General features: G+C 40.5%; 17 protein-coding genes. 14 read left to right on the top strand and 3 right to left on the bottom strand.

What is annotated here, in order from left to right; translation table 11 throughout:
- Positions 1-67: 67 nt before the first annotated feature.
- Together BUE31_RS14225 and BUE31_RS14220 are read right to left on the bottom strand one after the other, a co-directional pair.
- The gene (locus BUE31_RS14225; RefSeq protein ID WP_073404484.1) at positions 68-496 is read right to left on the bottom strand and encodes a MauE/DoxX family redox-associated membrane protein; all 429 of its coding nucleotides are present in this window, start codon (positions 494-496) and stop codon (positions 68-70) included.
- A 135-nt stretch (positions 497-631) separates the two neighbouring features.
- On the bottom strand, positions 632-1,198 hold the full coding sequence (locus BUE31_RS14220) for a Crp/Fnr family transcriptional regulator (protein ID WP_073404483.1): 567 nt from the start codon (positions 1,196-1,198) through the stop codon (positions 632-634).
- A gap of 194 nt (positions 1,199-1,392) precedes the next feature.
- On the opposite strand from BUE31_RS14220, the gene BUE31_RS14215 reads away from it, so the two are divergent.
- Together BUE31_RS14215 and BUE31_RS14210 are read left to right on the top strand one after the other, a co-directional pair.
- Positions 1,393-2,658: an aminotransferase class I/II-fold pyridoxal phosphate-dependent enzyme gene (locus BUE31_RS14215; RefSeq protein ID WP_073404482.1), complete on the top strand. Its 1,266-nt coding sequence runs from the start codon at positions 1,393-1,395 to the stop codon at positions 2,656-2,658.
- Between the two features lie 75 nt (positions 2,659-2,733).
- The gene (locus tag BUE31_RS14210) at positions 2,734-3,912 is read left to right on the top strand and encodes a hypothetical protein (protein WP_073404481.1); all 1,179 of its coding nucleotides are present in this window, start codon (positions 2,734-2,736) and stop codon (positions 3,910-3,912) included.
- Here BUE31_RS14210 and BUE31_RS14205 read toward each other — a convergent pair.
- Complete coding sequence (locus tag BUE31_RS14205) at positions 3,909-4,250, bottom strand: hypothetical protein (RefSeq protein ID WP_143167129.1); 342 nt, start codon at positions 4,248-4,250, stop codon at positions 3,909-3,911. The two genes, BUE31_RS14210 and BUE31_RS14205, sit on opposite strands and share 4 nt — an antisense overlap.
- A gap of 197 nt (positions 4,251-4,447) precedes the next feature.
- On the opposite strand from BUE31_RS14205, the gene BUE31_RS14200 reads away from it, so the two are divergent.
- The 12 genes from BUE31_RS14200 (at position 4,448) to BUE31_RS14145 (ending at position 12,621) form a co-directional block, all read left to right on the top strand.
- Positions 4,448-4,732 carry a hypothetical protein gene (locus BUE31_RS14200; protein ID WP_073404479.1) on the top strand — a complete coding sequence of 95 codons (285 nt, stop codon included), beginning with the start codon at positions 4,448-4,450 and terminating at the stop codon, positions 4,730-4,732.
- Positions 4,733-4,930: 198 nt separating this feature from the next.
- Entirely contained in the window at positions 4,931-5,200 is a 270-nt protein-coding gene (locus BUE31_RS14195; RefSeq protein ID WP_073404478.1) for a hypothetical protein, read from the top strand.
- A 41-nt stretch (positions 5,201-5,241) separates the two neighbouring features.
- Positions 5,242-6,180 carry a hypothetical protein gene (locus tag BUE31_RS14190; RefSeq protein ID WP_073404477.1) on the top strand — a complete coding sequence of 313 codons (939 nt, stop codon included), beginning with the start codon at positions 5,242-5,244 and terminating at the stop codon, positions 6,178-6,180.
- A 135-nt stretch (positions 6,181-6,315) separates the two neighbouring features.
- Positions 6,316-6,714: a plasmid mobilization protein gene (locus tag BUE31_RS14185; protein WP_073404950.1), complete on the top strand. Its 399-nt coding sequence runs from the start codon at positions 6,316-6,318 to the stop codon at positions 6,712-6,714.
- A 304-nt stretch (positions 6,715-7,018) separates the two neighbouring features.
- On the top strand, positions 7,019-7,969 hold the full coding sequence (locus tag BUE31_RS14180) for a relaxase/mobilization nuclease domain-containing protein (protein WP_073404476.1): 951 nt from the start codon (positions 7,019-7,021) through the stop codon (positions 7,967-7,969).
- Between the two features lie 11 nt (positions 7,970-7,980).
- Complete coding sequence (locus BUE31_RS14175) at positions 7,981-8,622, top strand: ParA family protein (protein WP_073404475.1); 642 nt, start codon at positions 7,981-7,983, stop codon at positions 8,620-8,622.
- Positions 8,606-8,920 carry a hypothetical protein gene (locus tag BUE31_RS14170; RefSeq protein WP_159440684.1) on the top strand — a complete coding sequence of 105 codons (315 nt, stop codon included), beginning with the start codon at positions 8,606-8,608 and terminating at the stop codon, positions 8,918-8,920. Before BUE31_RS14175 ends, BUE31_RS14170 begins: the two co-directional genes overlap by 17 nt.
- Entirely contained in the window at positions 8,917-9,198 is a 282-nt protein-coding gene (locus BUE31_RS14165) for a hypothetical protein (RefSeq protein ID WP_073404473.1), read from the top strand. The genes BUE31_RS14170 and BUE31_RS14165 overlap by 4 nt, the downstream gene beginning before the upstream one ends.
- A complete protein-coding gene (locus BUE31_RS14160; protein ID WP_073404472.1) occupies positions 9,195-9,488 on the top strand; it encodes a DUF4134 family protein in 294 nt (97 codons plus the stop codon). The genes BUE31_RS14165 and BUE31_RS14160 overlap by 4 nt, the downstream gene beginning before the upstream one ends.
- A gap of 148 nt (positions 9,489-9,636) precedes the next feature.
- On the top strand, positions 9,637-9,942 hold the full coding sequence (locus BUE31_RS14155; RefSeq protein ID WP_073404471.1) for a DUF4134 domain-containing protein: 306 nt from the start codon (positions 9,637-9,639) through the stop codon (positions 9,940-9,942).
- Entirely contained in the window at positions 9,942-10,229 is a 288-nt protein-coding gene (locus tag BUE31_RS14150; protein WP_073404470.1) for a plasmid transfer protein, read from the top strand. Before BUE31_RS14155 ends, BUE31_RS14150 begins: the two co-directional genes overlap by 1 nt.
- Positions 10,207-12,621 carry a TraG family conjugative transposon ATPase gene (locus tag BUE31_RS14145; protein ID WP_073404469.1) on the top strand — a complete coding sequence of 805 codons (2,415 nt, stop codon included), beginning with the start codon at positions 10,207-10,209 and terminating at the stop codon, positions 12,619-12,621. Before BUE31_RS14150 ends, BUE31_RS14145 begins: the two co-directional genes overlap by 23 nt.

Raw genomic sequence — 12,621 nt, 5'->3', positions numbered from 1 at the left:
TTATCGGAATCTTCGCCGTGTTCAATACAAATTTCCCAACTGCATCAAACGATTTAAATATTAAAATCTACTTGCCAATGAACCTCCTTTCTCTTAGGTCAATAAAAATTCCATATATACTGATTGCAAGGAATATCAGGTTAAAAGCAAAATGGCCGGGCCAGCGTAAATGGCGGATAATTCCCCCACAGGAACATGGTATATCCCCATAGATTCCGGTCATAGCAAGCCCTACATATACTGAAAACGCTGCCATTAATATGGAGGATAGGTAGAAGCCGACAGCCATGGATTTTTTGAATAGTAAAACGGCAACAGTTATGATCTCGGATATCGGTACTGCATATATCAAAAAATCGACTGACCATCTTGGAACAGGTTGAACCAACATTTGAGTTCTGAAAGTGGCAAATGTTATTAGCTTACTTGCAGTGGCGTAACTAAACATTAGAATTAATAGGAAGGAAATGAGGTCAGGTAAATCCGAGCGTTTCATCGTTGGTAAATTGTACGATAAAGCTCGGTACTCCTAAAAGTTTTGACGATGACAAGGATTACAATTTATCGTCGCTATTGATACAATCTTTTCGAGTATTTAGATTTTTTTTAGTAACAACCATCACACTTATGGTTATTGTTTACCCATCAATCGCGCCAGGGTTTCCCTTGACATATTCAGGTACGATGCGATAAATTTCGCAGGGCTCCTTTTGAAAATAGTATGATTGTGCTCAAGCAGGCGCTCGTACCGCTCATTTGCAGGAAGCGTTAAAATGTTTTGGCGTTCATATTCTTCTTTATGGTTTTTTAGCAGCATATGCTTGGTTAAAACTGACATCTCAGGGAATTTTTTTTGCAAGTCGATCAAATCGGCATAACTAAACGCGATGGCATGGGAAATGTCCATAAATTCGGTATAGTAAAACGATGGTACTTTATAATAGCCCTCATAAGAAAATATCAGGTCTCCCGATGTCCAGAATCTGACAGTATGCTCGGTTCCCTTTCGGTCATAATAATAACTTCTGGCAAATCCACTTTCGATCAAATACAGGTTCGTTTCCACCTGGCCTGCCGCGTGTATGATCTGTTTATTTTTATAAATTTCTACATGCAATTGGGGCTCCAAGGCCGATTTAAAATCATTAGAAAACTGGCCTGCCTTATCGAGAACCTGAGTTACGGTGTCATTTAACATGGTTTTTCCTTATTAATACTTATCAGAAAAACTTTCTGAAAGCCTCTCGATAGCCAAAATTAAAGTCCAAAATTTTTAAAGTTGGGACATCCGGTAGAAATATCGATTAAATGCTAACTAATTGTCAATTAATTAACTCCATGTCCCATTTTTTGAAAAAATGCTGACCTACATTTATCGCTAAACCCATAACTATGAAAATAAATTTCCATAATGCGAGCTTCAAAGATTTTGAAAATGTTCAAGGGCAAAGCCTTTACACTACAGTTAACGAATTTCATGAATACCTTGATTTCCTGCGAAACAACGGTCATTTAAACTATCGGATTGAATCCCTTTCGCCGGTTGGCCCGGAAATGGATTTGCTGCTTCCGGGAGATAGGGAAGCAACCCGCTCTGTTTGCCTCGTATCCAATGATTACCTTGGTTTTAGCCAGCACCCCAAAATAAAAGCAGCGGTGATTGATGGTATCAGCAGGTATGGTACCGGCTCAGGAGCGTCGCCAGCTATCGGAGGCCATTTTATTTATCATAAAATGCTCGAAGAAAAGATTGCGAAATTTTATCGAAAAAAAGAGGCCATCTTATATACGACTGGTTATACTGCAAATAGTGCAACTCTCCAATGTCTTTTACATAAAGAGGATCTTATCATCTTAGATATGGCTGTACATGCCAGCGTTCACGAAGGCGCACTAAATACCAATGTCAAGACCTTTCTACACAATAATCTCGAAATGTTAGAGCGGGTATTAAAAAATGCGCAGGACAAGTACCGGACACGGATGGTGGTTATTGATGGCGTATACAGCCAGGACGGCGATCTTGCCCCAATTGAAGCTATTGCTGATATAACCCATAAGTATGGTGGCTATCTTGTTGTTGATGATGCCCATGGAATTGGTGTGATTGGTAAAACAGGACGAGGTGTGATCGAATTAGATAACGTATTTGATAAAGTTGATATCATCACCGGAACATTCAGCAAGGCATTAGGTAATATTGGTGGCTATGTACTTGGTGATCCCAACCTGATCGAATATTTAAAATATCAATCCAAACAGCATTTGTTTTCGACAACCGCAACTCCAGCCATTTTTGGAATTTTGAAAGCCATTGAATTGGTTGATGAGGAACCAGAGTGGCGTTCAAAATTGTGGGCAAATATTAATTTTTTAAAAAATGGGTTGATCTCTGCAGGTTTTGATGTAGGCACTTCGGCATCAGCGGTAATTCCGGTTAAAATCGGAGATATCCCAAAAACGCTTGAAGCCGGACGATTGCTACTAAAATCGGGGGTCTATACAAATCCGATTATGTATCCCGCAGTTTCAAAGAAAGATGCCCGGATCAGAATGAATGTTATGGCCACGCATACTTTTGAGCAGCTAGGTAGAGTGCTGGAAGCCTTTAACCAAATAGATGAAAAATTATACATATCAAAAAAATACAACTCGTGATCTTCAATACCAATCAATATTGCCTAATCATAATCGATCTTTTTAAATACCACATGGAACAACGATACCTTTTATATGAAAAACATCTCAGTTCAACTTCAACAATTTGTAAAAGAATCGCTGCATCCGAACACTATCGCCAGGCAGCCTATGACCACTGGCGAGTTCGAAAAATGGAATGATTTTATTAATGCAGCTATTGCAGAACTATCCAGAAATGCCTTTAAATCGGCTATAGTTACTCATGAGCGAGGGATAAATATTTCTGAGCTGATCAATCTGCTTACTGATCTGAGCAATACGATTAATGAATACCTGACAAAATATACTAAGGTTTGGCAAAAACATTCGATGGCGGCCCGCATCCGGCAAAGCTATTTGTCGAGCTGCGGATCGCTTGAAGATATTTTGGAAGTACTGGCTAAACGGTTCCCAAAAATTGCTGCCCAAACGGCGTATAGTCACTATGCAATTTACCAGGTAAAACAGGAGTTGAGATTGTTAGCAATAGCCGCAAAGCAACATTTGCAGGGCCAGTCTATTGCTTTGAATATTACCAGTATATTCTCCGATGGCCTTAACTTCCTTATTAATCAAAGATATTTAAAGAGAGGAGACAATCACTATATCCGAAAACTTATTGAGGCTATAGTGAAAAAACAATTTACTGATCCTGCTCAGGTAATTGATTTCCTGATCGCCAATGATTTTAACCTCCCTGATTTTTTTCTTTTTTGCCTGGAACAATGGAATGCAATTCTTACTGAACAGGATGGCTTGATAGAACAAAAACAAAAATTGCTGGATTTAAAAGGCCACTTATATGATTTGTCCATTTCTTTTGGTCTAAAAAGTCCCTGGGATAAACATTGCCTTCATAATGAACTCAATAAGTTTCTTTCAGAAAAATATAGCTTGGTGAAAGAAAGACTAAAAATTAGTCGCCATTTATTGGAAGGTGAAGGCTACCGGCCTAACTCGAAACGAATGTTAATCAATCTTTCCGTTGCGCAATTAGGATTGTTTTTACGCATGCAGGTAGAAAAAGGAGTTTTGGCAAAGGAACATATTGGTGAACTTTTTGCTTTTTACGCGAGGCATTATTACACGCCTAATACGGACTTTATTTCCCCAGAAAGTCTTCAGAAAAAATCGAGTGTCGTTGAACATGCAACAGCCCGAAAATTAAAGGCTTTATTGATCAGTATGCTCAATTGGTTAAACACCAATTATAACCTTTCAAATTATAACTAAGCCTCTAGCGTACGCTTTTGAAATTCATGTAAAAGCCCCTGACTTTTCAACATCCTCAACATTTCTGCATACCATATATAATTAAAGTCCCTGTGAGCTTTTAGCTTGGCCAGATTCACAGACATCAGGTCGCCAAGATTAAGCAAACCTAGTTTTTCGGCACGCTCAGTAAACTCACCTGCCATACCAAGTTTGAGGAATGAAAATTTAAGCTTTGCGTTTTCCAACATACTTAAAATGCTTGCTTTTAATTGAGTATACCAAATTTGCAGCTTTTGCAGCATAATTGAAAACGAATGTTTAACAGAATTTGGAATATAACATGCTGCCTCTCTCATTTTTCTGGAAATTTTTCCTGACTGTCTATTTTTTATAACAGATAGCTAATGCGTGTTTATAAACCGTATTGTATTGAAATTCAATCATGTATAAACTAGTTTATTGCCAGTAAACAACCGCTTTTGAAAGGGGGTGAAAGGATTCTTTCACCCCCTTTCACTGTTTTTGCGTGCGCCTAAAACCGTGCTTTGACCTCATGGAAATCGAGGATTTATCGCTGTTAATGCTTAATGCAGTTAATTCGGGAGTGGCCAAAGCTGTTGCTGAAAGTGGGGTAATTACCCCCTTTATCAGCAAGGCCGATGCCTACCGCATTTACGGCCGAAGCAATGTTGACCGCTGGTTGACAGAACACCTGATAGCTCCATTATCCGCGCCTGGAAAAGGTTCCAAAAGATTTCTTGACAGAATTAAGCTGGATTGCGTTGCCGCTGCCAGCAACAGGCATACTTATCTGCCAGTGGCAGATAGAAAGCTATAAGCGCTTGGCTTATAACGGTCTTTGACGTATTGGGACAAAGCATTATCCGGCAAAGAAAGTCGGAAATTTTGCGAAGGTGAATTAAGTAACCGAAAACGCATTGGCAGGCGAGAGCCCGGCGAGTAGATCCGACGTGAGTAGTCCCGAATTATATACCGGTAGAAATGAATTAACGGGTTCGTTATCCGCTGCCGGTACATGGAAATCAATCCTTTTCAACTTAAACTTATTGCGGAGGCCGCAGCTGAGCTCGGCGCACTATCCGCATTGATCAAAACAGGAAAAGTGAAACCCTACCTCAATAAAAGTGAAGCTTTCAAAGCGTTTGGACGCACTACAGTGGAAAATTGGGTCAGAGAAGGTTTGATCGCCGTCAGAAAAGATGGTGATTATTCTGCAGCCTGGCGAATAGATCGATTTGAAATTGAGCTGCTTGCAAAGTCTATTATCATTTCAAAGCTAACCTGAATCCGGGCCTTTCCCAGAATTAACCATTTAAATTTTAAAAAATGTCAGTATTACTTACAGCAAAAGAGCTGAAAGATCAGGCATCTCTTGTCGATTTTTTGGCGCGCCTTGGTCACCAGCCTATTAAAAAATATGGCAGAGAAAAATTGTACATCAGTATTCTGCGTGAAAATGACACTAAACCTTCGTTCAGCGTTAATGATGAATTGGGAGTCTGGTTTGATCATGGTACACGCAAAGGGGGGAACATTGTTGACCTCGGCCTGGCTTTATGGGGCCATTTATCTTTTGGCGAGGTTATTCAAAAGATCCAGGATGTTTGCAACATATCCTTAATGGAGAAGAAGGCAATACGGCCCCGCATATCTGTAAAGATTCCAAATTACATTGTAATCGAAACAAAGGAAATTGGGACGCATCCGGCCATTACTGAATATCTTAAAGGCCGTCAAATTTTTGACCAGGCGAAAGAAACACTCCATGAAATCTACTACTTTGTGCAGGATGAAAAGGGTGAACGGAAACACTTTTATGCTGCAGGCTGGAAAAACGAAAAAAACGCATGGGAGGTTCGGAACAAATATTTCAAGGGCTGCCTTGGAAATAAAGCGATAAGCTTTATACAAGGACATTCAAAAAAAGCGGTAGTGTTTGAGGGGTTTATAAACTATCTCAGCTGGAAAGCGGAGAATACTACATCGGACCATAGTGTTATCGTTTTGAATACTATTGCTCTATTAGCTGAGGGAATTGAAAAGGCAAAGGCGTTTTCATTTTTGGATATCTATTTTGACCGTGATCAATCAGGTTTAGCAGCATCTAAAGAGTTTATCTCAGTGCTGCCTTATGCAAGTGATAGGTCTGGCGCCTTTGACGGATTTAACGACTATAATGATAAACTGGTTGCCGCCGCTAAATTATCTGAATTGAAAATTGGCGAAGACATAGTTCCTAAATCGGGGATTAGCAATAGCCGTTAGGCCGATAATTACAAATCAGATATCCCAAAAATACTTTGATTTTCCGAGGGCAAGATGTCTTTTTGTCCGACAAAAAGAATCTTGCCCTCCGGGAGAATGGAAAACATCGCAACTCGTTTTTTATGGAGGAATAGTATGGCAAAAGGCAGACCCCAATTGGAAAGTGGGAAACGAACAAAGAAAATCGATGTGAGATTTACGGAGGATGAATACAGTCTTATCAGTTCCCTGGAAAAAACCTTGGGTATCAGCAAAACAGAATTATTGAGAAAAAGAGTTCTGAATAATGCGGGAGCCACCGTAATTAACGCAAAAGACTTGATTATAAGCCTTGATAACATATTTTCGGAGATGGGACGGGTTGGAAATAATATCAACCAGTTAGCCAAACACGCAAATACATTAAGGTTACAAGGCGCTTTATCGCCGTTAATAGCTGAACAATTTGATACCCATTTCCAAAAGTACCTGCAATTACAACAGCAACTCGAAATCAGCCTACGGAAAGTGATCAGGCTCGTCGGAAAATCATAAGCTTTAGTTATACAGACCTACAGGTATATAGTTTTATAGCTATTGAGCTATTTGGATGCCCTGTTATATTGATGTATTGCTATTGCGTTACTTGGTTACTAAGTTATAAAGATCCGCAGATAGTCAGGTATAAGGCTCCATCGATATGCTGGTATATCGTTAGAAAGTTCATTTGCTATAAAGTTATTAGGTAATAAGGTTATATCGATCCATAGCTACTTAGAAACGTTGATACAACGTTATTCTGCCACCTGGTTATAGAGAAATACAGCGACTCCGCTACACAGATCTTCAGTTATATTTTATGATCGTTAAAATTCTTTCCTCATCGGCTAAGTTCAGCGGTGTAGTTTATAACACGAGTAAAATTGACCGTAACAAGGGCGAATTGATGCGGGTAGCCAACTTTGGTTCACTTGAAGGCCTTAGCAGGCTAAGACCGCAGGACTATATTAACTACTTCCAAATGATTGCTTCACAAAACACGCGCATTAAAAAGCCACAGTTTCACGCCGTGCTTTCCGCCAAAGGAAGAAATTATTCAAGTAAAGAACTCACTGAAATTGCAGTTTCCTGGCTTGATAAAATGGGATACGGAAAGCAGCCTTATTTGATTGTTTACCATAAGGATACCGATAATAATCACGTTCATGTCGTTTCAGTAAGGGTTGACAAGCAAGGCAAAAAAATAAACAGTGCATATGAAAAGCTTCGCGCCATAGGCAATCTTAAAGAGGTGCTCGGTATTGACAAAGCTTTAGGCTACCGTTTTAGTACCCGTGCCCAGTTTTTTATGGTTATGGAAAGTCTCGCCTTGCCGGGTAAGGAAGTTGATGAAAAAACAATTCATGAAAGGATCAATAATTATGAGCGGCCGGCACAACGTATTGCTGAACTACGTGAACTTTTCAGGCAATTAAAACATCGGCCTGATTTCAAGGATTTTTTGTCAAATACTTATCAGGTTGAAGTCCTATTTCATTCGGCTGAAGGAAAGCAACCTTATGGTTATTCCATAATTGACCACAGCCAGAAAATGGTTTTTAAGGGTAGTGAAGTATTACCCTTAAAAGAATTATTAGGTGAAAATATGCAGTCGTTGCTGGCTACTCCCATGAAAGCTGAATTAGAAGAAAGCGATAATGCGATTGCATCAACGATCCGTCCGGTATGGATAGCAGATGATGTGGACGACCAGCAGATACATGGTATGCGTCGCAGGCGACAAAAAAAAGCAAGAACCAACACCCGTTAAATTATAAAATCATGACCATAATTATTGGAAACCAAAAAGGAGGCGCAGGTAAAAGCACCATGACCCTCGTGCTTGCCAACTACCTCACATCGGCAAAAAAATGCCCGGTAACCGTTATTGATATGGATTATCAGCAATCCATTTCCCAGAAATATGAGAAAGCGAAAATACTGGAGAACAAGGAGCCTTATGAAGTGCTTTCAGCTACTCTGGAAACTTTTCCCGTACTGAAAGAGGTACTCATGAAAAACAGCAAGGATGTTGTACTGATCGATCTTCCGGGCAAACTTGATGATGATGGTCTGCTTGCTGTTTTTAATGCAGCTGACCTATTTATCTGTCCGTTCGCTTATGATGAGTTCACATTTGAATCCACCATGCTGTTTACGGTAGTACTGCGAAAAGTAAATCCAAAGATAAAAATGGTATTCATTCCCAACAGGATAAAAGCGAATGCTAAATTCGAGATCATGCAGGAAGTTAATATACAGCTTTCCAAGTTCGGTGTGATCACTGATGTATTGCCTGACCGGATCGATTTTCAGCGCACGAACACCTTCCAAACCCCAATTTCTTTGTACCCGGTAATTATCCCCGTTTTTGAAAAAATTTATGCTGATCATTTATATGGAAAACATGAAATCGCTGGCTGACCAGCTGAGGCAGGAACTTACCAAGCCCACAGATAAGCAAGTCAAAAAGCAACGCAAAGCAGAAAAAAAGTTTGAAGCTGCCATACTTGATGCCATTCTCGCATTTGATACAAGCCCTAATAAAAGCATGGTGCATGTTCGGTTTGATGAAAAAACCGTGCGGACGATGAATCAATTTAAAATGGCTACCAGTGTGGATGTCTCCAAATTGGTAGCGTTCGCAGTAAAACATTTGCTTGAAACCCAGCCCGAATTAAAAACAATTATTAAACACTTTATTCAAAACAATGATTTATGAACTGGTTTAAATTTATCCTATGGCTTGGCGGTTTATACACCGCCTATTATTTAATCCTTATTGCGTGGGATCAGCTGCGTAATAGACGGGTTAATGATGACAATGATACGAATGAATTGTCCTTTAGCGAACGGATCAACGCTGTGGCGCTTACACCTGAATTAACAAGCGCCGACATCGCTTCTCCCATATACGCAAGTGGCGGCGTATCCCTTAAAAACATGTTTAATCTTTGCCGTGATGAAGCGGTGGAGTATATTAAACAAGTGAGTTATTGAGGAAGACCCTTCTAATTCTGGCTTGTTGTATCGCCGCCTGTTCAGTTTCCGCCCAGCCGGGAATTGCAGAAATGCAACAGGCACAACAGGATTTAAAATCAACGTTTTTTTCAGCTTTTGATTTATCGCTGATTGTTGCCGGACTTTTTGGCATCATCGGAGGATTGCGTATTTACAAAAATGCGCAGATGGGCAAGGATAGATTCACAGCGGATGTCGCCGCCTGGTTTTTTGCAGCCCTTTTTATGACGCTTGCGGGTGTATTTCTCCGTGCCATCTTTGGCATTTAGCCGCAATCGTTTACCTGTTTTTCATCCATTGCTCCGTTGGGTGTATCGCTTAGGGCGTATATCGTGATCTGAACGCCTGTTACCATAACCAGCCATTTTCTCCAATTGGCTTTAAAAGATCTCCGCTTCGATTTTTTTCTCCTTTTTAATGTTCAACAAAACAAAAAAACTGTGGGCATCAGCCGTGCTGCTTGCTCTGTCTGTGCCTGTATTCGCACAAAGTGGTGTAAATGGTTTAAACACCGCCACCTCAACACTCAAGACCTATGTTGCACCGGTAACAAACATTACCCTGGTAATCGGGGGTATCGTCGGCATCGTTGGCGCTATCCGCGTCTATTCAAAATGGAATAGTGGTGATCAGGACATCAACAAAGAGTTGATGGGTTGGGGTGGTTCATGTGTCTTTTTGGTGGTTTCCGCATTGGTCATCAAAGCTTTCTTCGGATTGTAATGGCCAGGAAATTTGCTGTTTATAAGGGGCTGCAGAAGCCCCTTATTTTCAAAGGCTTCAAAGGTAAATTCATCTATTGGGGTCTTGCCTCATTACTTACCGGGCTTGTTGCAGGCGCGCTGGTCATGTCATTGATCAATATGTGGCTGGGGGCTTTTGTCCTTGTCGGCTGCATTACCGGCGGTCTATTCTACACAGCCTCTCGGCAAAAAGGCGGTCTTCACGCCAAAAGCCGAAACACCAACATTTTAATCCTTAATCATTATGTCCGCAAAAAGCTTGTTTAACATCCCGTACGCCGGAATTAATAAGGAAGGCGATTATAATCTGCTCATTGGTTTAACGGGTGAATATTCGATAGTTATCGAGATTAATAATCCGGTTACCCGTTATTCAGCCGATCCTTCAGGTTATGAAGAATACCACCATCTCCTGATCAATATCGTCAAAATCCTGGGCGAAGGTCATTTGCTGCAAAAACATGACATCATCAGCAGGTATGCTTTTCGTGCCAAAGATGCTGAAGAATATTTGCAGCGTCATTACAATGCGCATTTTGAAAACCGGGAATGCCTTCGCGTTTCTACTTACCTGACCATTACAAAGCAGGTTAAAAAAGGTACTTTTTATACTTACGATGCTAAAGGCCTTCGGGACTTTATGCAATCTATAGGAAAAGTGCTCGACGTTTTACCGTCCGGCAGGGCATTGGACGAGGTTGCCATTAACCAGCTTGTCCTGCAAATGCTCAGCATGGATTTCAAAAGCGGACCTATCAGTCTTAATAATCTGTCACCTACGGAAACGGAAGTTAACCTTGGAGAACGCGCGGTTCGCTCTATCAGCCTGGTCAACATTGATAGTATCGATCTACCGCAGGAAGTTTCAACACATATAGAACTCAATGATAAGGAAAGCACCCGTGGATTTCCTATCGATTTTTTGTCTTTCCTTTTCAAGGTTCCAGGTTGCGACGCCGTGGTTTACAACCAGGTAGTTGAGATTCCAAATCAGGTAATGACCCTTCGGAAACTGGAACAAAAAAAGAAGCGCCATGCCGGTATCCCTGACCCAGCTAATCAGCTTTGCGTTGAGGATATCGATCTGTTGCTGACTGATGTAGCCAGGGAAAACCAGTTACTGGTAAATGCACATTTCAATATTCTCATTTGTGCATCCAAAGGAACCTTACCAAAGGCTGCCAATTTCGTTGAAAGTTCGCTATTTCAGTTAGGGATCATTCCAAGTAAAAATGCCTACAACCAACTGGAGCTTTTTCGCACGGCATTGCCGGGCAATGCCGGTGAACTGAAAGTTTATGACTGGTTCCTGACTACCTGTGATGCAGCCATGTGCTTCTTTTTTAAAGAATCCCTGCCAAAGGATGAGCCTTCGGATTTTCTAATCAGGTTTACCGACCGACAGGGCATTCCAGTTGCCATTGATCCATCTGATCTTCCAATGCGCACTGGGCGGATAAATTCAAGAAATCGCTTCATTTTAGGTCCTTCAGGTTCCGGAAAAAGTTTTCTAACATGCTCATTAATAGAAAATTACATGCTATACAATATGGATATGGTGATTGTTGATACTGGTCATTCCTATTCTGGACTATGTAAATATTACAATGGCAAATATATCACCTATACAGATAAGCAGCCGATAACCATGAATCCATTTCAGATCACTGAAGCAGAGTACAATATTGAAAAAAAAGATTTCTTATGTACACTGGTTGCTGTAGCCTGGAAAGGTGCTGAAGGGATACTCAGTCCTGTTGAACGGGACGTCATCGCAAACGTGATCTCGGCTTATTATGGAAATTTTTTTGACAATGGTGAAAAATTAAACTTCAATACCTTTTATGAATTTGCGCTTGAAAAAATCCCTGAAATAAAAAGGGAAGAAAAGATATTGTTTGATTTTGATGAGTTTCGGTACGTCCTGAAAAAGTTCTATCAGGGGGGAGAATTTGAAGCAATTCTGAACAATGAAACCGATAGATCCCTATTCACTGAACGCTTTATTGTTTTTGAAATTGATAGTATAAAAGAGCACAAAATTCTCTTCCCACTGGTAACGCTCATCATCATGGATGTATTCATTCAAAAGATGCGGTACCGCTCTGATAGACGCAAAACCCTAATAATTGAAGAAGCATGGAAAGCAATCGCAAGCCCGCTAATGGCGGGGTATATTTTGTACCTCTACAAAACTGTACGTAAATTTTGGGGTGAAGCCATCGTAGTAACCCAGGAATTGGGGGACATTATTGGCAATGCTGTTGTTAAAGATAGTATCATTAATAATTCTGATACCATCTTTTTGCTTGATCAGACCAAGTTCAAAGACAATTACGATCAGATCGCAGCTTTGCTTTCTATAAATGAAACAGAAAGGCGTAAGATCTTTACAATTAACCAGCTCGATAATACAGATCAACGGGGCCGTTTTAAGGAGGTATATATACGCCGTGGCACTATCGGTGAGGTGTATGGTGTGGAGGTATCATTGCATCAATATCTTACCTATACCACAGAAAAGCCGGAAAAATCTGCTGTAGAAAAATATATCGACAGGTTTGGCAGCTATGCTGAAGGGCTTGACGCATTTGTAGGCGATTTTCAGATGAGTGGCAAATCTCTGCCCGCATTTATCACCCAAGTAAATAAATCATAA

The sequence above is a fragment of the Mucilaginibacter sp. OK098 genome, assembly GCF_900142915.1.
Classification (GTDB): Bacteria; Bacteroidota; Bacteroidia; order Sphingobacteriales; family Sphingobacteriaceae; genus Mucilaginibacter.
Note: the sequence above shows the minus strand (reverse complement) of the source record. Positions and strands in the feature narration are given on the sequence as shown.

Excerpts from the sequence above, each read along its gene's own strand:
- BUE31_RS14225 (WP_073404484.1), bottom strand. The coding sequence starts at position 496 with ATGAAACGCTCGGATTTACCTGACCTCATTTCCTTCCTATTAATTCTA.
- BUE31_RS14220 (WP_073404483.1), bottom strand. The coding sequence starts at position 1,198 with ATGTTAAATGACACCGTAACTCAGGTTCTCGATAAGGCAGGCCAGTTT.
- BUE31_RS14215 (WP_073404482.1), top strand. The coding sequence starts at position 1,393 with ATGAAAATAAATTTCCATAATGCGAGCTTCAAAGATTTTGAAAATGTT.
- BUE31_RS14210 (WP_073404481.1), top strand. The coding sequence starts at position 2,734 with ATGAAAAACATCTCAGTTCAACTTCAACAATTTGTAAAAGAATCGCTG.
- BUE31_RS14205 (WP_143167129.1), bottom strand. The coding sequence starts at position 4,250 with ATGAGAGAGGCAGCATGTTATATTCCAAATTCTGTTAAACATTCGTTT.
- BUE31_RS14200 (WP_073404479.1), top strand. The coding sequence starts at position 4,448 with ATGGAAATCGAGGATTTATCGCTGTTAATGCTTAATGCAGTTAATTCG.
- BUE31_RS14195 (WP_073404478.1), top strand. The coding sequence starts at position 4,931 with ATGGAAATCAATCCTTTTCAACTTAAACTTATTGCGGAGGCCGCAGCT.
- BUE31_RS14190 (WP_073404477.1), top strand. The coding sequence starts at position 5,242 with ATGTCAGTATTACTTACAGCAAAAGAGCTGAAAGATCAGGCATCTCTT.
- BUE31_RS14185 (WP_073404950.1), top strand. The coding sequence starts at position 6,316 with ATGGCAAAAGGCAGACCCCAATTGGAAAGTGGGAAACGAACAAAGAAA.
- BUE31_RS14180 (WP_073404476.1), top strand. The coding sequence starts at position 7,019 with ATGATCGTTAAAATTCTTTCCTCATCGGCTAAGTTCAGCGGTGTAGTT.
- BUE31_RS14175 (WP_073404475.1), top strand. The coding sequence starts at position 7,981 with ATGACCATAATTATTGGAAACCAAAAAGGAGGCGCAGGTAAAAGCACC.
- BUE31_RS14170 (WP_159440684.1), top strand. The coding sequence starts at position 8,606 with ATGAAATCGCTGGCTGACCAGCTGAGGCAGGAACTTACCAAGCCCACA.
- BUE31_RS14165 (WP_073404473.1), top strand. The coding sequence starts at position 8,917 with ATGAACTGGTTTAAATTTATCCTATGGCTTGGCGGTTTATACACCGCC.
- BUE31_RS14155 (WP_073404471.1), top strand. The coding sequence starts at position 9,637 with ATGTTCAACAAAACAAAAAAACTGTGGGCATCAGCCGTGCTGCTTGCT.
- BUE31_RS14150 (WP_073404470.1), top strand. The coding sequence starts at position 9,942 with ATGGCCAGGAAATTTGCTGTTTATAAGGGGCTGCAGAAGCCCCTTATT.
- BUE31_RS14145 (WP_073404469.1), top strand. The coding sequence starts at position 10,207 with ATGTCCGCAAAAAGCTTGTTTAACATCCCGTACGCCGGAATTAATAAG.